We start from the raw sequence: 16,868 nt of genomic DNA, 5'->3' as shown, positions 1-16,868 counted from the left end.
GGAGCACCAGATGCTGCACCATCCCCTTCGAAGGACCTGTCCGCCGTGCCGAACCGGGCGAGGTGGCCGGCCGCAGATCCGCTCGCGACTTGGTCGGCTCGGCACGCCAGCACCTGCGCGGCACGGCGCGTGAAGATTCCGCCGGCCCGTATCAGGTTGCTTATGGAGTTCCCGCGGCTGCTGCGGGACTGGATCCGGGGAACCGAGCCAGGCCTCGTCGCGCTGGCGATTGGCATCGGTCTCCTGAGCGGCCTGCTGGCCTCCATGATGAGCGCCGTCGCGCACGGCATCCAGGCCACCGTCTTCGGCCCCGAGGCAGCGCATGGCCTTAGTGCCCAGACCGGCCTCGAACCGCTTCGGGTGCTGCTTCTGCCGGCGGTGGGCGGCCTCCTGCTCGGGCTGGTCAATCTGGCCCTGGCGCGGTGGTATCCGCGCACCCCGGTGGACCCGATCGAGGCCAATGCGCTGCATGGTGGGCACATGAGCCTTCAGGATGGCGCCATCGTCGCAGGCCAGAACCTGCTCTCCAACGGCTTCGGCGCCTCTGTGGGGCTGGAGGCCGGGTACACCCAGGTGGCGGGTGGCTTCGCCTCACGCTTCGGCATGCTGGCCGGCCTCCGGCGCGGAGACCTGCGCGTGCTCGTCGGCTGCGGTGCGGCCGGGGCGATCGCGGCAGCCTTCGATGCGCCACTGACGGGCGCCTTCTATGCCTTCGAACTGGTGATCGGTACCTATGCCATCGCGAGCCTCGCGCCGGTGGTGGCGAGCGCCGTCGCGGCCACCCTCGTCGCCCGCGCCCTCTCCGGCCAGACCTATATGGTGGAGCCGGGCGGAGTCGCATCGCCGGGCTGGGACGGGCACGCGATGGCGCTGGTCCTCGGCGTCCTCTGCGCGCTCCTGGCCATCGGGCTGATGCGCGGCGTCGGCGGCATCGAGGCCGGGATCAAGCGAGTCATGCCGTGGGAATGGCTTCGCCCGGCGGCGGGCGGGGTTGTGGTGGGAGTGTTGGCGCTGCTCTCCCCCGGGGTTCTCTCGGCCGGTCACGAGGCTTTGCATGTGGCCTTCAGCACCGAAGGACCGTTACGGGCCGCGCTGACGCTGCTGGTGCTGAAGGCCGTCGCCTCCGCCGTGTCACTCGCGGCCGGCTATCGCGGAGGGCTGTTCTTCTCCTCCCTGCTGCTCGGAGCGCTGACAGGCAAAATTTTCGCGGCCATGCTGGCCCTCACAGGGTTGGGGCTGGCCGATCCCCTGTTCCTTGCCGTGGTAGGCATGAGTGCCTTCGGCACCGCCGTGATCGGCGCGCCTCTGGCCATGACCTTCCTGGCCCTGGAGACAACCGGCAACTTCGAGGTGGCTGGCGCGGTGCTGACGGCGGTGGCCGTTGCCGGGATCGTGGTCCGGCGACTGTTCGGCTACTCCTTCGCAACTTGGCGGTTCCACCTGCGCGGCGAGGCGATCCGCTCCGCCCATGACGTCGGCTGGCTTCAGGAGCTGACGGTCGGTCGACTGATGCGGCGCGACCTGCGCACTGTCCGCTCTGACACCCGCCTGACCTCCTTCCGTCGCGACTTCCCGCTCGGTTCCACCGAGCGCGTCGTCGTCCTCGATCAGGCCGGGCGTTATGCGGGGGTGGTGCTGGTGACAGAGGCCCAGGCAGCCGGGCCGGAGGTGGAGACGGTGGAGGTCCTGCTGCGCCTGCGCGACCGCGCACTGCTCCCCGCCATGAACGCGAAGGAGGCCATGGCTGCTTTCGATGCGGCCGAGGCCGAGGCACTCCCGGTCATCGACGGGAAGGAGAGTCGCAGGGTCATCGGGCTGTTGACCGCCAGCCATGTGCTGCGCCGATACGGCGAGGAGCTCGACAAACGCCGGCAGGAGGAGGTCGGGCTATCCTGAGCGGACCACCTCACCCGACCGAGTTCGGGCGGGTAACGTTCCGGCCGGTCGGCCATTCTGAGTTCCGGTAGCCGGCCGAAGACGCCGGCAGAAGCTTGGTGCGCCCGCTGGGGCTCGAACCCAGGACCCCAAGATTAAAAGTCTCGTGCTCTACCGACTGAGCTACAGGCGCCCCGGAAATGTGCCTCGGAACCCGACCAATGGAAGGCCGGGCCCCGAAGGTCAAGCGGAGATCAGGCCACGCCCGCAGGGCGCATCTTCACGATCCGGTCCGGGTTCTGGACCGTGCCGGAACCGCCGGCGCCGCGCTTGATCTTGTCCACCAGCTCCATGCCCGAGGTCACGCGGCCGAAGATCGTGTACTGGCCGTCCAGGCTCGGATAGGGGCCGAACATGATGAAGAACTGGCTGTTGGCGCTGTTCGGGTTCTGGGTACGCGCCATGCCCAGGGTGCCGCGCTGGAAGCGGGCCTTGGCGGGAGGCGAGAACTCGGCGGGAAGGTCCGGCAGCTCGCTGCCGCCCGTGCCCGTGCCGGTCGGGTCGCCGCCCTGGGCCATGAAGCCCTCGATCACGCGGTGGAAGGGCGTGTTGTCGTAGAAGCCCTGGGCCGCGAGCGTCGTGATCCGCTCGACATGCTTGGGCGCGAGCTCGGGCAGCAGCTCGATGGTGACCGTGCCGTCCTTCAGCTCAAGCGTCAGCGTGTTTGCGGGCGCGTTCGCCGAGGTGTTCTCCTCGGGCGGAACGGCAGGCGTGGTCTCGTCGCTCATCTCTGGTCTCGGTTCCAAGTTCTCGGCCGGCGGGCAATGCCGCACCGGCCCGGTGGTTAGGAGTTGAGGCGGATCAGGCCGGTACGTCGGCCGCGACGCGCGCCCGCACGATCCGGTCGGGGCCCTGCACCATGCCGCTGCCACCGGCGCCCTTCTTGATCTTGTCCACGTTGTCCATGCCGGACAGGACGCGACCCCAAATCGTGTAGTTGCCGTCGAGCGAAGGCGCCGGCGCGAAGCAGATGAAGAACTGGCTGTTCGCCGTGTTCGGCGCCGCGGTCTTCGCCATGCCACAGGTCCCGCGCAGGAAGCGCGCGCGGGTGGCGGGCACGAACTCGTCGGGCAGATTCGGCAAAGGGCTGCCGCCCGTGCCGGTACCGGTCGGGTCGCCGCCCTGGGCCATGAAGCCATCGATCACGCGGTGGAACGGCGTGTTGTTGTAGAAGCCCTGGCGAGCCAGGACCTTGATCCGCTCGACATGCCGCGGAGCGAGGTCGGGACGCATCTCGATGACGACCTGGCCGTCCTTGAGATCCAGCAGCAGGGTGTTCTCGCGGTCCGCCTGGGCCAGGGCCGGCCGGCCGATCGCCACCAGCCCGAGCCCGGCCGTCGCCGCAAGTGGCGTCCCAAGAAGCGTGCGCCGACGCATCTGCATGTCCTGTCCCTTGTCCCGTTCCGGCAGCCTCACGCCCCGCGGCCGACCCGCTTCAGCGTGCGCTCGAGCGTCAATTGGGGCACGAAGGAGGAAATGTCTCCCCCCAGCCGCGCGATCTCCTTCACGAAGCGCGAGGATATGAACTGGTTCGTCTCGCTGGCCATGAGGAAGACCGTCTCCACCTCGTGGTCCAGCCGACGGTTCATCCCGGCCATCTGGATCTCGTAATCGAAGTCGGAAACGGCTCGCAGACCGCGGACAATCATCCCCGCCCCGTGCTCCCGCGCCAGGGTGACCAGTAGACCCTCGAAGGGGACCACCTCGATCGTGGCGCCGGTGCTGTGGGCGATGCTGCCCGTCTCGGCCCGGACCAGTTCCACCCGCTCCTCGATCGGGAAGATCGGCCCCTTCCCTGCATTCATCGCCACCCCGATCACGAGGCGATCCAGCAGGCGCGCCGCCCGATGGATCACGTCGATATGCCCGTTGGTGACGGGATCGAATGTGCCGGGATAAACGCCGACCCGCTCAGGCATCCGCATCCCCGATTTCCGATGAGCCGGCTTCGATCGCGCCAGCCCCGGTTGCACCCGCTTCGGTCGGAACGGCCTCGGCCGTGCTGCCGTCGTCCACCACTGGGAAGCAGGAGGTCACCGCCTCACCCTTGTCCAGGCGGAAGAGGGTGACGCCCGCAGCCCCACGGCCCATGACGCGCACCTGGTCGGCCGGCATGCGGATGAGGCGGCCGTTGTCAGTCACCAGCATCACGTCGTCGCCGTGCCGCACAGGGAAGGTGGCGACCACCGCATGCCCCTTGTTGCGGCCCAGCGGGATGCTGCCAACCCCCTGCCCGCCCCGGCCTGTGCGGCGGTACTCGAAGGCCGAGGTCCGCTTACCGAAGCCCGTATCGGTGACGACGAGGAGGATCTCCTCGGAATCAGCCAGTTCCTGTGTGCGCTCGGGGCTCAGCACAACCTCCTCGGTGCTCTCCTCAAGCTCCTCGGCGGCCGCGGTGGCCTCGGCGGCCTCCTCGGCCGTCACCTCGCCCTGGGCACGGCGGCGGGCGGCGGCGACCTTGAGATAAGCCGCGCGCTCATCGGGCGTCGCCGGCACCCGGCGCAGCACCGAGAGCGCGATCACCGCATCGCCCTTTCCAATCAGCCGGATGCCACGAACGCCCGTGGAATCACGCCCGGCGAAGACGCGCAGCACCCCCTCCTCCGCGGTGAAGCGGATGGCGCGGCCGAGGCGTGTGGCCAGCAGAATGTCGTCGCCCTCGCGGCAGGTCTGCACTCCGACCAGACTGTCGCCCTCGTCCAGCTTCATGGCGATGAGGCCGGCCGCGCGGACATTGCGGAAATCCGACAGCTTGTTGCGGCGGACATTGCCGAGCACCGTCGCGAAGACGAGGTGCAGGTTCTCCCACAGGCTCTCATCCTGCGGCAGCGGCAGCACCGCCGTGACGGTCTCGCCATCCTGCAGCTGCAACAGCTGGCGCAGCGACCGGCCGCGCGCAGTCGGCCCGGCCTCGGGAAGGCGCCACACCTTTTCGCGGAAGGCGATGCCGCGGCTGGTGAAGAACAGCACGTGCTGATGCGTATGCGCGTTGAAGCTGCGGATGACGACGTCATCTTCCCGCGTGCCCGCCGCGCTGCGGCCACGTCCGCCGCGGTTCTGGGCGCGGAAGGTCTCCAGCGGCGTGCGCTTCACATAGCCGTCGCGGGTGATCGTCACGACCATCAGCCCGGGCTCGATCAGGCTCTCGTCGTCCTGGTCGGCCAGCCCGTCCACGATCGCGGTCATGCGCGGCACGGCGATCTGCGCGCGCACCTCCGCCAGCTCCTGCGCCATCAGTTCCAGGCGCCGGGGACGGGAGGACAGGATCTCCAGCAGCTCGCGAATGCTGACCGCGATCTCGTCCAGTTCCTGGTTGATCTTATCGCGCTCGAGCCCGGTCAGGCGGCGGAGCGTCAGCTCCAAGATGCCGCGCGCCTGCGCCTCGGTCAGGCGGACCGTGTCCTCATGGACGATGTTACCGGCGTCGTCCACCAGCGCCAGCAGGCTGCCGATATCACCCGCCGGCCAATCCTTGGCCATCAGTGCCTCGCGCGCGGCGGCGGCGTCGTTGCTGGCGCGGATGACGCGGATGACCTCGTCGATATTGGCGACCGCGATCGCCAGACCGATCAGGATGTGGCCGCGATCGCGCGCCTTGTTCAGGCGGAACCGGCTGCGGCGGCTGATCACCTCCTCGCGGAAGCGGATGAACACCTGCAGCGCGTCGCGCAGGCCCATCTGGCGCGGCGTTCCGTCGTCCAGCGCCAGGAAATTCACAGGGAAGGATGTCTGGAGGTTCGTGAAGCGGTAGAGCTGGTTCAGCACCACCTCCGCCGTCGCGTCCTTCTTAATCTCGATGACGATCCGCATGCCGTCGCGGTCGCTCTCATCCCGCAGGTCGGAGATGCCCTCCACCTGCTTGGCCCGTGCCAGCTCGGCGATGCGCTCGATCAGCGTCGCCTTGTTCACCTGGTACGGCACTTCGGAGACGATGATGGCGGAACGCCCGCCGCGCATCTCCTCGATCTCGCAGCGTGCGCGTACGGGGATGGACCCGCGCCCGGTCTCGAAGGCGGCGCGGATGCCCGCGCGGCCGAGGATAAGGCCGCCCGTCGGGAAGTCCGGCCCCGGCATGATCTCCAGCAGCCGCTCCAGCGTCACATCCGGATCGGCGATCATGGCAAGCGTCGCGTCGATCACCTCGCCCGGGTTGTGCGGCGGGATGTTGGTCGCCATGCCGACGGCGATGCCGTTGGAGCCGTTGACCAGCAGGTTCGGATAGGCAGCCGGTAGGACGCGCGGCTCTTCCGCGCTCTCGTCGTAGTTCGGCTGGAAGTCGACCGTGTCCTCGTCGATCCCGGCGAGCAGCGCGGTCGCGGACTTCGCCAGCCGCGCCTCGGTGTAGCGCATAGCCGCGGCGGGATCGCCGTCCATGCTGCCGAAATTGCCCTGGCCGTCGATCAGCGGCACGCGCATGGAGAAGGGCTGCGCCATGCGGACCATGGCGTCATAGATCGCGCTGTCACCATGCGGGTGGTACTTACCCATCACGTCGCCGACCACGCGGGCCGACTTCTTGTAGGGCTTGTCGGCCGTGAAGCCGTTCTCGTTCATGGCGAAGAGGATGCGGCGGTGCACGGGCTTCAGCCCGTCCCGCGCATCCGGCAGCGCGCGCGCCACGATCACGCTCATCGCGTAATCGAGGTAGGAGCGCCGCATCTCCTCCTCGAGGGTCACCGGCTGTGTCTCGTCGAACGGCCGCTCGTCCTGCGGGCCGCCGCCTTCCGTCTCGCTCACTTATCTTCTTCCAATTCGATCAGAAACGGCCGGGTCGGGAGTGGCCGGCTCAGAACGGGATATCGTCGTCGAGGTCGGCCTTCGGCGCGTCCCAGCCGCCACCACCGCCGCCGCTACGGGGCTTGGCCGCTCCGCCGCCGGAGCGTGCACCGCCACCGTAGCCACCGCCCGAGGAGCCGCCGCGCTCGCCCCGGTCACCGCCGAAACTACCACCGCCCTCATCTCCGCCGCCACCGCCCTGGCTGCGGCCGCCGATCAGCGAGATCTCGCCGCGGAACTGCCTCAGCACGATCTCGGTGGTGTACTTCTCCACCCCGGCCTGATCGGTCCACTTCCGCGTCTCGAGCTGGCCTTCCAGATAAACCTGGTTGCCCTTCTTCAGGTAGCGCTCGGCGATCTCGCCCAGCTTCTCGTTGAAGATGGCCACCGAGTGCCACTCAGTGCGCTCCTGCTGGTTGCCCTCACGGTCCTTGTAGCGCTCCGAGGTGGCGACCCGCAGGTTCACCACCTTGCCGCCGTTCTGGAAGTTCCGCACCTCGGGGTCGCGCCCCAGCGTGCCGAGGATGATCACCTTGTTGACGCCGGCCATGCCACCCACATCCCTGTCCGGCCGGGAAGCGCCAGTCTTGGCGGCCCGGGCCGGAACCTCTCTATCACATGTGTCGGCGCCGCGTGCCCGGCACCTGGGGGGAGCCGCGCGAATCGCCATGGTCCGCCCGGGTTTCCCAGGCGGGTCGTGGAAACTACCCCCCGGGGGCCGGCGAGGCCACCCCCCGAGGGGCTGGGAGGAGGGCGCCCCCCGGCGACCTCTTCCCGTCACCATTATATGGTGGCACAACCTCGTGAACACAATGCGAACAAAAGGTCGGATTGCCCGTGCCTGACAGCTTGCCCGACAACCTGACCGAAACGACAGCCAATCGCCTGGCCAACCAAGGCGCCCTTGAAGTCGGCAGCGGCGGGTACATCCGCATCCGCGGCGCCCGGCAGCACAACCTCAAGAACATCGACCTCGACATCCCCAAGGGGACGCTGACGGTCATCACCGGCCTCTCCGGCTCCGGCAAGTCGTCGCTGGCCTTCGACACCATCTATGCCGAGGGCCAGCGCCGCTACGTGGAGAGCCTCTCGGCTTATGCGCGCCAGTTCCTGGAACTGCAGCAGAAGCCGGATGTGGACAGCATCGAGGGCCTATCGCCGGCCATCTCGATCGAGCAGAAGACCACCTCCCACAACCCCCGCTCCACCGTCGGCACGGTCACCGAGATTGCCGACTACATGCGCTTGCTCTGGGCGCGTGTGGGCATCCCCTACTCCCCCACCACCGGCCTGCCGATCGAGGCCCAGACCGTCTCCCAGATGGTGGACCGGACCCTGGCCATGCCCGAGGGATCCCGCCTTCTGGTGTTGGCGCCCATCGCCCGCGGAAAGAAGGGCGAGTGGAAGAAGGAAATCGCCGAGCTCCAGCGCCGAGGCTTCGAGCGGGTGAAGGTGAACGGCACCCTCTACCGGATTGAGGAGGTGCCCGCCCTCGACAAGAAGAAGAAGCATGACATCGAGGCGGTGGTGGACCGCGTCGTTGTCCGCGAAGGCGCCCAGCAGCGCCTAGCCGACAGCTTCGAGACCGCCCTCGGCCTCTCGGACGGCGTGGTCTACTTGGAGGGTGCCGATAACGGGGAACGGACGGTATTCTCCTCCCGCTTCGCCTGCCCGGAATCCGGCTTCACCATCGAGGAGATCGAGCCCCGGCTTTTCTCCTTCAACTCGCCTCAGGGCGCCTGCCCGGAATGCGACGGGCTCGGCACCGAGACCTTCTTCGACGCCGCCCTGGTGGTACCGGATGACGAGAAGACCATCGCCGAAGGCGCCGTCGCGGCCTGGGCCGGCGGCTCCTCCTCGCCCTATTACGACCAGACGCTCGAAAGCCTGGCCCGGCACTTCAAGGTCTCCGCGAACACGCCCTGGGCCGATCTTACCAAGCTGGTCCGCGAGGCTATCCTGCATGGCACCAGCGATGTGGTGACCCTGAAGTACAAGGACGGCCTGCGCTCCTATGAGGTGAAGAAGGCCTTTGAGGGCGTTATCCCCAATCTCGAGCGGCGTCTGCGCGAGACGGACAACCCCTGGGTCCGCGAGGACCTGACCCGCTATCAGTCCAACCGCCCCTGCCATGTGTGCAACGGCGCCCGGCTGAAGCCAGAGGCGCTCGCCGTGAAGGTGGCGGGGCTGAACATCGCCCAGTCCTCCGACCTCTCCATCCGCAAGGCCATGGAGTGGTTCGCTACCGTCTTTGACCAGCTCTCCCCGCAGCGACAGGAGATCGCACGCCGTATCCTGCGCGAGATCAACGACCGCCTGCGATTTCTTGTCGACGTAGGGCTGGACTACCTCTCCCTTGCCCGCGGCTCCGCCAGCCTGTCCGGCGGTGAGAGCCAGCGCATCCGGCTGGCCTCCCAGATCGGCTCGGGCCTGACCGGTGTGCTCTATGTGCTGGATGAGCCCTCCATCGGCCTGCACCAGCGCGACAACGAGCGCCTGCTCGGCACCCTTCGTCGCCTGCGGGACATCGGCAATACCGTGCTGGTCGTGGAGCACGACGAGGACGCGATCCGCGCGGCCGACTTCCTGGTGGATATCGGCCCCGCTGCCGGCGCCGGGGGTGGCCGCATCATCGCCCAGGGCACGCCGGAAGAGGTGGCCGCCAACCCCGACAGCATAACGGGCGCCTACATGTCAGGCCGCCGATCGGTCCCGATCCCGGCTGAGCGACGCAGGCCCGATCCGAAGCGAATGCTGAAGGTAGTTGGTGCCTCCGGGAACAACCTGAAGGCGGTCGATGCCAGCCTGCCGCTAGGCACCTTTACCTGCGTTACAGGCGTCTCCGGCGGCGGTAAGTCCACGCTGGTGATCGAGACCCTCTACAAGGCGGCCGCGCGCCGCCTGATGGGCGCGGGCACGGTCCCGTCCCCCTATGAGCGGCTGGAGGGACTAGAGCATCTCGATAAGATCATCGACATTGACCAGTCGCCGATCGGCCGAACCCCACGCTCCAACCCGGCAACCTATACTGGCCTATTCGCGCCCATCCGCGACTGGTTCTCCGAACTGCCCGACTCACGGGCGCGCGGCTACAAGGCTGGCCGCTTCTCATTCAATGTGAAGGGTGGCCGCTGCGAGGCCTGCCAGGGTGACGGTCTCATCAAGATCGAGATGCACTTCCTGCCGGACGTCTACGTCACCTGCGACACCTGCAAGGGCAAGCGGTACAATCGCGAGACGCTGGAGGTGAAGTTCCGCGGCAAGTCCATCTCCGACGTGCTGGAGATGACGGTGGATGAGGGCCTGGAGTTCTTCTCCGCCGTGCCCTCCATCCGTGACAAGCTGAGGGTGCTGACCGAGGTTGGCCTAGGCTATATCCATCTCGGCCAGCAAGCGACGACGCTCTCGGGCGGCGAGGCGCAGCGCATCAAGCTCTCCAAGGAACTGGCCCGCCGGGCCACCGGCCGCACCCTCTACATCCTCGACGAGCCGACCACCGGCCTGCACTTCGAGGACGTCCGCAAGCTGCTGGAAGTGCTGCACGCCCTGGTCGCCCAGGGCAACACGGTGGTGGTGATCGAGCACAACCTGGAGGTCATCAAGACCGCTGATTGGCTGCTCGACATGGGCCCGGAGGGCGGCGATGGGGGCGGGCGCATCGTGGCCGAGGGCACGCCGGAGCAGGTGGCCGCCAGCCCCGAGAGCCACACCGGTCGCTTCCTCGCGCCGCTCCTGGCAGGACGGGCGATCGCGGCGCCCGTGAAGAAGCGTAAGAAGGCCTGACGGGCGCGCGGCCGGTTCAGACCCGGCCGCGCCACCCCGCCCAGGCGACTGCCAGCCGGTCGCCCAGGCCGCGAGATCCGGGGATGGTGGCGGGGCTCCAGCCGGGCGCCAGAACACGGCGCAGGTCACGCTCGGCGAGCACGGCCGGCAGGGCCGCGGCCACGGCCTGCCTCGGCAAGCCTGCCAGGTCCTGGCGCCCCTCCTTTAAGAGCGACAGGCCCTCCCCGGCCAGCCGCCTTGCCTCATCGACCGCCCCCGGGCCTTGCGGCAGGGGATCACGCCCCTGTGCAGCCAGTACCCCTGCACTTCGCAGCGTGCCGCCCAGGCCATACGCGGTCCCGACCTGCCGCAGCGCCTCCATCGCGCTCTCCGGCGCGCCCAGCACCCGGCCTATCTCGGCGGCCAATCCGCCCGCCGTACCCCGCAGCCGCTGAGCGAGCGGCACGGCATCCGCCCCGCCCTCATCAACCTCGCGCGCCTCGATCATTGCCTCAAGTGCCGCGGGATCCAGCCGGCCCGAGCGGATGACCGCGGAAAGCGGCGTGGCGACCTCGTGCCGCCGCGCAGGGGCGCCGGCGGCAGCCTCCTCGACCACTTCGCGCCACCACTGCAAGCGGATCAGCGCCATCATGGGCTCGCGCACGGCTTCGCGCGCACGGGCCAGCTCATGGTTGAAGGCGATCAGCGCGAAAACGGCATCCCGCAGCTCTGCCGGCGCGAACAGCGCGCAGAGAAAACGGTCCGGATCATTCTGCCGGACCAGCCCCGCAATGTCGGGGAGCGCATTCGCCTCGGTCATCGTCGCCCCTTGGACCGGCCGCGCCGGGCTGGCAAGCGCGCCCGCGCCCGCATCCGTCTCGCGGCGGATTGAGACCTCGCACCCTTGGCCGCGCCCCCGAGAGGCACGACATTGCGCTGCGAATCACCGCTAGGAGACGCCTCATGGCCTTCAGCCTGCCCCCCCTGCCCTATGATCCCGGCGCCCTCGCCGCCCGTGGCATGCAGCAGGAGACGCTGGAGCTGCACCACGGCAAGCACCACCAGGCCTATGTCACCGCGCTGAACGGACTGATCGAGAGCAAGGGCCTGCAGGGCAAAACGCTCGAGCAGATCGTGGCCGAGGCCGGCAAGGCGGGCGCTGACGGCACCCCCGTGCTGAACCAGGCCGGCCAACACTGGAACCACCTGCTGTTCTGGCAGGTGATGTCTCCCAATGGTGGCGACGACAAGATCCCCGGCGCGCTTGCCTCCAAGATCGAGACCGACCTCGGCGGGCTGCAGAAGTTCAAGGACGATTTCAAGCTGGCCGGCGTGACCCAGTTCGGCTCGGGCTGGGCCTGGCTGATCCAGGATGCCTCCGGCAAGCTGAAGATCACCAAGACCCCGAACGGCTCCAACCCTCTCGCAACCGGTGAGGGCACGCCGCTGCTCGGCGTCGATGTGTGGGAGCACTCCTACTATCTCGACTTCCGCAACCGCCGTCCGGACTACCTGACCAACTGGCTCGACAAGCTGGTGAACTGGGAGTTCGTGGCCTCCCTGCTCGACAAGGGCATGACCTCCGGCCAGACGGCCTGATTCGGGGATCGCGTAGCGATCCTCCAAAAAGGGCCGTCCATTGGGGTGGCCCCTCAACGAAAAAGGGCGCCGCGGGTCCTCCCCGCGGCGCCCTTCTCATTTCCGACGTGCCGGATCAGCCCTTGGCGGGTGTGACGTCGTTCGCGGGCGTCGGGCGGATCACGCTGCCAATCGTGGTGCGCACGAGGGTCACGCGCACATTCGGCGCGATCTCGGCCTCGATCTCGTCCGAGCCCTCCTTCACATTGGTGATTTTGGCGACCAGGCCGCCACCGGTCACCACGCGGTCGCCCCGCTTGAGCTGGCCGAGCATGTCCCGGTGCTCCTTCATCTTCCGCTGCTGCGGGCGGATGAGGATGAAATAGAACACCACGAAAATGAGGATCAGCGGTGCGAACTGCATGATTATGCCGGTCGCGCCGCCGGCGGCCGCATCCTGGGCGTAGGCCGGGGAGATGAACATTGGGGCTGGGCTTCCGTCCGCGCGTTGTGGGGTGGCGCGTAACCACCCAGGGCCATCTGGCCGCCGGCGCCGGTCACGCGCTCAGTTGACAAGCTGAAGCGGGCAACGCTTCACGGGGCGGAAACTAGCTGCCCGCCCCCCCGCGTCAAGTTGAGGCGGAAGGGCACCCCAGAGCGCTGCCAGGAAACACCGATGGACGAAGCCCTGCTGACCCGCATCGCGGAGGCGCTGGAGCGCATCGCTCCCGCCACCCATGCCGTGCCCAGGCTGGACGGCGCGGACGCCTTCATCTGGCACCCCTCCCCCCATTCCACCAACGGCGCCCGCCTCGCCCCTGTCCGCCGCGTCTCGGCGGTGGACATCTCTCTTCTGCAGGGTGTGGAAGCGCAGAAGACCCTGCTGCTGGAAAACACACTCCGCTTCGCCCGCGGCCTGCCGGCAAACAACGCCATGCTCTGGGGCGCCCGCGGCATGGGCAAGTCCTCCCTGGTGAAGGCGGCCCATGCCCAGGCCAATGCCGAGATCCCCGGCAGCCTCGCCCTAATCGAGATCGCACGGGAGGACATTACCACCCTGCCCGAGCTGCTGGAGATCCTGCGAGAGCAGCCCCGCCGCGTCCTCGTCTTCTGCGACGACCTCTCCTTCGAACGGGAGGATGCCGACTACAAGGCGCTGAAATCGGTGCTGGACGGTGGCATCGCCGGGCGCCCGCAGAACGTGGTATTCTACGCCACCTCGAACCGCCGCCACCTGATGCCGCGGGACATGATAGAGAACGAGCAGCAGAAGGCGATCCACGCAAGCGAGTCGGTGGAGGAAAAGGTCTCGCTTTCCGATCGCTTCGGCCTATGGATCGGCTTCCACAACTGCGACCAGCCCACCTACTTCGCCATGGTCGAGGGCTACGCGAGGGCGCTCGGCCTGCCAATCGAGCGCGATGCACTGCTGGCCCGCGCGAAGGAATGGACCATCACCCGCGGCGCGCGCTCCGGCCGCGTCGCTTGGCAGTTCGCGCTCGACATGGCCGGCGAGTTGGGCGTGAAGGTGAAGGCTTGAGCCGGGAGGGCGCCCGGCGCGGCCCGGACGGCCGGTTCCTGAACCCGGACGGCCGTCCGTCCGGCAACTCGCTCGGCGAGGTCTGGCGCATGATGCGCGAGGGTTCCGGCACACCCTGGCCCCGTCACGTCGTCGACGCGCCCGAACCGATGCCGGCCGAGCCCCCGCCCGGCCATGCCGCCATCACCTTTATCGGCCATGCCACCTTCCTCATCCGCATCGCCGGCGGCCCGACCCTGCTAGCGGACCCGATCTGGTCCGAGCGCTGCAGCCCCGTTTCATTTCTCGGTCCCCGCCGCGCCCGCGCACCGGGGCTGGCGCTAGAAGCGCTGCCGCCGATCGATGCGGTCCTGCTTTCCCACAACCACTACGATCACCTGGATGTCCCGACCCTCCGGCGGCTGGCAGTTCCTCGCATCATCACCGGCCTGAACAACGCGCCCATCCTCGCCCGCAACGGTATTCCTGGGGCAGAGGAGCTGGACTGGTGGGGCGAGACCACCATCGGCGACACCGCCATCACCTACATCCCCGCGCATCATTTCTCCGCCCGCGGCATACACGACCGCGGCCGCGCCCTGTGGGGCGGCTTTGCCATCCGCGGCGCGGCGGGCTCGATCCTCTTCGCGGGGGACACAGCGTATGGCGCCCATCTCTCCGGAATCGGGAAGGAACTGGGCCCTTTCTCAATCGGTTTGATCCCGATCGGCGCCTACGAGCCGAACTGGTTCATGCGATCGGTCCACATGAATCCGGGGGAGGCGGTGCGGGCCCGGTCCGATCTCCGCGTCCGCACCGCAATCGCCATGCATTTCGGCACGTTCAAGCTGACTCAGGAGGGCATCGACGAGCCCCCGCGCGCCCTGGTGGCGGCCTGTCACGAAGCAGGGCTGGCAATGGGCGACTTCATCGTCCCGCGCTTTGGCGAGACGATCACTCTGCCGCTCTGAGGAGCTAGCGGGCGGTTCCGAAAATCCGCTGCTCCACCTTGTCGCCCACCCGCAGGCCCAGCCGCTCCGCCGTGCCGGCCGCCAGTTCCAGCGTTGCCCGCACCGGGCCGTTCGAGCTGACCGTGGCCAGGCTGCGCGGTACGGTCCGCTCCGCGATCCGCAGGATCACGCCGGACTGTGTGATGAACACCATGTCGAGCGAGGTGATGGTGTTGCGCATCCACATGCTGCTCTCGCGCGGCTGTCCCCAATCGAACAGCATGCCCTCTTTCTCGCCAACGGAGGGGCGGAACATCAGCCCGACCATTTGCTGCTGTGGGTCGAGCGCCATTTCCACCTGGAACTCATGCCGCTTGCCGTCGCGGGTGACGATGACCAGCGGCTCGGTCGGCAACTTGGGCTGAGGCCCGTCCTGCGCCAGGGCAGCGGCGGGGGCGAGGGCCAGGAGGCCGAGAAGAAGGCGGCGGTTCATCGCTGGGGCATCCCCTCAGGCACCACGGTTTTCACCAGGGTCTGATCCAGCGCCTCGTATTCGTGATAGCCGATTGCCTCGTAGAGCTGGGTGCGGGTCTGCATTCGCTCCACCATGCCCTGGGTGCCACCGTCGCGATTGATGGCGGCATAAAGCTCCTCCATCGCGCGGTTCGCGACCCGGGTGGCCGAGACCGGCCAGATCACCATGGAGTACCCCATCTCCTCGAACTCCTTGTCTGTGAAGAAGGGGGTGCGGCCGAACTCGGTCATGTTGGCCAGCAGCTTCACTCCTGGCATCCGGCGGGCGAACTCGCGGAACATCTCGGCGGTGTTCAGCGCTTCGGGGAAGATCGCATCGGCGCCGGCCTCCAGGTACAGTTTGGCCCGGGCCACCGCCCCGTCCATTCCCTCGCTCGCCGCCGCATCGGTCCGGGCAATGACCACAAGGTGCCGCCGCGCCTTGCGGGCGGCTGCCACCTTGGCCGCCATGTCATGCGCATCGGCCAGCTTCTTGTCGTTCAGATGCCCGCACTTCTTGGGCAGCAGCTGGTCCTCGAGATGCACGGCGCCCGCCCCCGCCTCCTCGAAGGCGCGGACCATGTGCATGACGTTCAGGGCCTCGCCATAACCCGTGTCGCCATCCACCAGCACCGGGAGGGCGGAGGCACGGGCCACCTGGCGGATATGCCAGCATACGTCGTCCACCGTGATCATTCCGAGATCCGGCAGGCCCATCCCAGCGGACATCGCCGCGCCAGACATATAAAGCGCCTCGAACCCCGCCCGCTTGGCCAGAAGAGCCGCCATCCCCGTCTGCGCGCCCGGCAGGCGCAGGATGCCCGGGCGCTCCAGCAGGGCACGGAAGCGGGTGCCGGCCGGGGCATCCGGCAGGTCGTCACCGATCACATAGGGCATGCTCTTCTCCCGGGATGGGTCTCGCGGGCGAACGGGCGACGCCCCGACCGCATAGTCTGAAGCTACCACCCGGCTTTTGAAGCGGCCAGATACGTCCGGTCGTCCCTGCCGCGACTGCCCTCCGCCCCGCGAGGCCTTTCCCACGCGCCGCCCTGCGCCTAGGTTGCGCCGCGAGGTGGAACAGCGCTGCGGCGCGCCACGGCACGAGAACGATGGAGCAGCACGCATGGACATGACGGGCAGCCGCCGCATCGAGGCGCCGCGCCAGCGGGTCTGGGAAGCGCTGAACGACCCCGCCATGCTCCAGGCCTCGATCCCCGGCTGCGAGTCGGTCGAGCGCACGGGGCCCGATAGCTTTCAAGCAAAGGTGGCCGTGCGGATCGGCCCGATGTCCGCCAAGTTCGGCGGCAAGGTGACGCTCATTAACGTCAACCCGCCGGCCGGCTACACCATCACCGGCGAGGGCTCGGGCGGCGCCATGGGCTTTGCCCGCGGTGGGGCCGATGTCTCGCTCGTGGAGGAAGGCCCCTCCACCACCACGCTCAACTACAATGTGAAGGCTCAGGTGGGCGGCAAGATGGCCCAGCTGGGCGCCCGGCTCGTTGACAGCACAGCGCGCCAGATGGCCGACCAGTTCTTCGACCGCTTCGCCGCCCAGCTCGCACCCGCAACCCCGACCACCACGGACACCATGGCTGCTACTGACACCGTTCCCAGCGTTCCCGGCACGATGGTGCCCGAGCCGGAGCCCGGCACCCGGCGCCCCGGCACCAGCGTCAACTCCACACCGCAGACGGCCATGGCTTCGGTGCGGGACGGCGGCATCGGCGCTATGCTCGCCGCCATCCCGCGCGAGCCCTACGGTCTCCCGATCACCCTGTGGATCGGCACTGTGGTCTGGCTGGGCATCATGGCGCTGCTCTTCGTCCTTGGCTGAC

15 protein-coding genes and 1 tRNA gene are annotated in these 16,868 nt (G+C 68.3%); 6 read left to right on the top strand and 10 right to left on the bottom strand.

Translation table 11 applies throughout. The features are described 5' to 3' along the window. Window positions 1-129 precede the first annotated feature (129 nt). On the top strand, window positions 130-1,896 hold the full coding sequence (locus tag ACVBD7_RS07405; RefSeq protein WP_458096847.1) for a chloride channel protein: 1,767 nt from the start codon (window positions 130-132) through the stop codon (window positions 1,894-1,896). Between the two features lie 96 nt (window positions 1,897-1,992). On the opposite strand, the gene ACVBD7_RS07400 is transcribed toward ACVBD7_RS07405, so the two are convergent. From ACVBD7_RS07400 to ssb, 6 genes are all read right to left on the bottom strand, one after another. Continuing rightward, window positions 1,993-2,068, bottom strand: a tRNA-Lys gene (locus ACVBD7_RS07400). A 61-nt stretch (window positions 2,069-2,129) separates the two neighbouring features. After that, window positions 2,130-2,663, bottom strand: a complete 534-nt coding sequence (locus ACVBD7_RS07395) for a peptidylprolyl isomerase (protein WP_458096846.1) — start codon at window positions 2,661-2,663, stop codon at window positions 2,130-2,132. A 73-nt stretch (window positions 2,664-2,736) separates the two neighbouring features. Next, window positions 2,737-3,312, bottom strand: coding sequence for a peptidylprolyl isomerase (locus ACVBD7_RS07390; RefSeq protein ID WP_458096845.1), 576 nt, complete (start codon window positions 3,310-3,312; stop codon window positions 2,737-2,739). A 35-nt stretch (window positions 3,313-3,347) separates the two neighbouring features. Further along, entirely contained in the window at window positions 3,348-3,854 is a 507-nt protein-coding gene (gene coaD / locus ACVBD7_RS07385) for a pantetheine-phosphate adenylyltransferase (RefSeq protein WP_458097657.1), read from the bottom strand. Continuing rightward, window positions 3,847-6,594 carry a DNA gyrase subunit A gene (gyrA, locus tag ACVBD7_RS07380; protein WP_458097656.1) on the bottom strand — a complete coding sequence of 916 codons (2,748 nt, stop codon included), beginning with the start codon at window positions 6,592-6,594 and terminating at the stop codon, window positions 3,847-3,849. Before gyrA ends, coaD begins: the two co-directional genes overlap by 8 nt. Window positions 6,595-6,721: 127 nt before the next feature. Beyond that, the gene (gene ssb, locus ACVBD7_RS07375; RefSeq protein ID WP_458096844.1) at window positions 6,722-7,261 is read right to left on the bottom strand and encodes a single-stranded DNA-binding protein; all 540 of its coding nucleotides are present in this window, start codon (window positions 7,259-7,261) and stop codon (window positions 6,722-6,724) included. A 335-nt stretch (window positions 7,262-7,596) separates the two neighbouring features. On the opposite strand from ssb, the gene uvrA reads away from it, so the two are divergent. Beyond that, a complete protein-coding gene (uvrA, locus tag ACVBD7_RS07370; protein WP_458097655.1) occupies window positions 7,597-10,494 on the top strand; it encodes an excinuclease ABC subunit UvrA in 2,898 nt (965 codons plus the stop codon). Between the two features lie 16 nt (window positions 10,495-10,510). Here uvrA and ACVBD7_RS07365 read toward each other — a convergent pair whose 3' ends face one another. Next, entirely contained in the window at window positions 10,511-11,293 is a 783-nt protein-coding gene (locus ACVBD7_RS07365; RefSeq protein ID WP_458096843.1) for a squalene/phytoene synthase family protein, read from the bottom strand. Between the two features lie 143 nt (window positions 11,294-11,436). Between ACVBD7_RS07365 and ACVBD7_RS07360 the strand changes: the two genes are divergently transcribed. Then, window positions 11,437-12,072 carry a superoxide dismutase gene (locus ACVBD7_RS07360; protein WP_458096842.1) on the top strand — a complete coding sequence of 212 codons (636 nt, stop codon included), beginning with the start codon at window positions 11,437-11,439 and terminating at the stop codon, window positions 12,070-12,072. A gap of 115 nt (window positions 12,073-12,187) precedes the next feature. On the opposite strand, the gene yajC is transcribed toward ACVBD7_RS07360, so the two are convergent. Continuing rightward, window positions 12,188-12,535, bottom strand: coding sequence for a preprotein translocase subunit YajC (gene yajC / locus ACVBD7_RS07355; RefSeq protein WP_458096841.1), 348 nt, complete (start codon window positions 12,533-12,535; stop codon window positions 12,188-12,190). Between the two features lie 192 nt (window positions 12,536-12,727). Between yajC and ACVBD7_RS07350 the strand changes: the two genes are divergently transcribed. Then, entirely contained in the window at window positions 12,728-13,591 is an 864-nt protein-coding gene (locus ACVBD7_RS07350) for an ATP-binding protein (RefSeq protein WP_458096840.1), read from the top strand. Beyond that, on the top strand, window positions 13,588-14,541 hold the full coding sequence (locus tag ACVBD7_RS07345) for an MBL fold metallo-hydrolase (protein ID WP_458096839.1): 954 nt from the start codon (window positions 13,588-13,590) through the stop codon (window positions 14,539-14,541). Before ACVBD7_RS07350 ends, ACVBD7_RS07345 begins: the two co-directional genes overlap by 4 nt. A 4-nt stretch (window positions 14,542-14,545) precedes the next feature. On the opposite strand, the gene ACVBD7_RS07340 is transcribed toward ACVBD7_RS07345, so the two are convergent. Together ACVBD7_RS07340 and prpB are read right to left on the bottom strand one after the other, a co-directional pair. Then, window positions 14,546-15,013, bottom strand: a complete 468-nt coding sequence (locus tag ACVBD7_RS07340; protein WP_458096838.1) for a DUF192 domain-containing protein — start codon at window positions 15,011-15,013, stop codon at window positions 14,546-14,548. Then, window positions 15,010-15,930, bottom strand: a complete 921-nt coding sequence (prpB, locus tag ACVBD7_RS07335; protein WP_458096837.1) for a methylisocitrate lyase — start codon at window positions 15,928-15,930, stop codon at window positions 15,010-15,012. The genes ACVBD7_RS07340 and prpB overlap by 4 nt, the downstream gene beginning before the upstream one ends. A gap of 226 nt (window positions 15,931-16,156) precedes the next feature. On the opposite strand from prpB, the gene ACVBD7_RS07330 reads away from it, so the two are divergent. Then, entirely contained in the window at window positions 16,157-16,867 is a 711-nt protein-coding gene (locus tag ACVBD7_RS07330; RefSeq protein WP_458096836.1) for a CoxG family protein, read from the top strand. Window position 16,868 lies beyond the last annotated feature (1 nt).

The sequence above is a fragment of the Roseomonas sp. WA12 genome, assembly GCF_054165765.1.
This window is presented reverse-complemented; position numbering and strand designations above follow the sequence as displayed.

Coding starts and splice junctions, on each gene's coding strand:
- ACVBD7_RS07395 (WP_458096846.1), bottom strand. CDS start 2,663: ATGAGCGACGAGACCACGCCTGCCGTTCCGCCCGAGGAGAACACCTCG.
- ACVBD7_RS07390 (WP_458096845.1), bottom strand. CDS start 3,312: ATGCGTCGGCGCACGCTTCTTGGGACGCCACTTGCGGCGACGGCCGGG.
- coaD (WP_458097657.1), bottom strand. CDS start 3,854: ATGCCTGAGCGGGTCGGCGTTTATCCCGGCACATTCGATCCCGTCACC.
- gyrA (WP_458097656.1), bottom strand. CDS start 6,594: ATGCGGCGCTCCTACCTCGATTACGCGATGAGCGTGATCGTGGCGCGC.
- ssb (WP_458096844.1), bottom strand. CDS start 7,261: ATGGCCGGCGTCAACAAGGTGATCATCCTCGGCACGCTGGGGCGCGAC.
- ACVBD7_RS07365 (WP_458096843.1), bottom strand. CDS start 11,293: ATGACCGAGGCGAATGCGCTCCCCGACATTGCGGGGCTGGTCCGGCAG.
- ACVBD7_RS07360 (WP_458096842.1), top strand. CDS start 11,437: ATGGCCTTCAGCCTGCCCCCCCTGCCCTATGATCCCGGCGCCCTCGCC.
- yajC (WP_458096841.1), bottom strand. CDS start 12,535: ATGTTCATCTCCCCGGCCTACGCCCAGGATGCGGCCGCCGGCGGCGCG.
- ACVBD7_RS07350 (WP_458096840.1), top strand. CDS start 12,728: ATGGACGAAGCCCTGCTGACCCGCATCGCGGAGGCGCTGGAGCGCATC.
- ACVBD7_RS07340 (WP_458096838.1), bottom strand. CDS start 15,013: ATGAACCGCCGCCTTCTTCTCGGCCTCCTGGCCCTCGCCCCCGCCGCT.
- prpB (WP_458096837.1), bottom strand. CDS start 15,930: ATGCCCTATGTGATCGGTGACGACCTGCCGGATGCCCCGGCCGGCACC.
- ACVBD7_RS07330 (WP_458096836.1), top strand. CDS start 16,157: ATGGACATGACGGGCAGCCGCCGCATCGAGGCGCCGCGCCAGCGGGTC.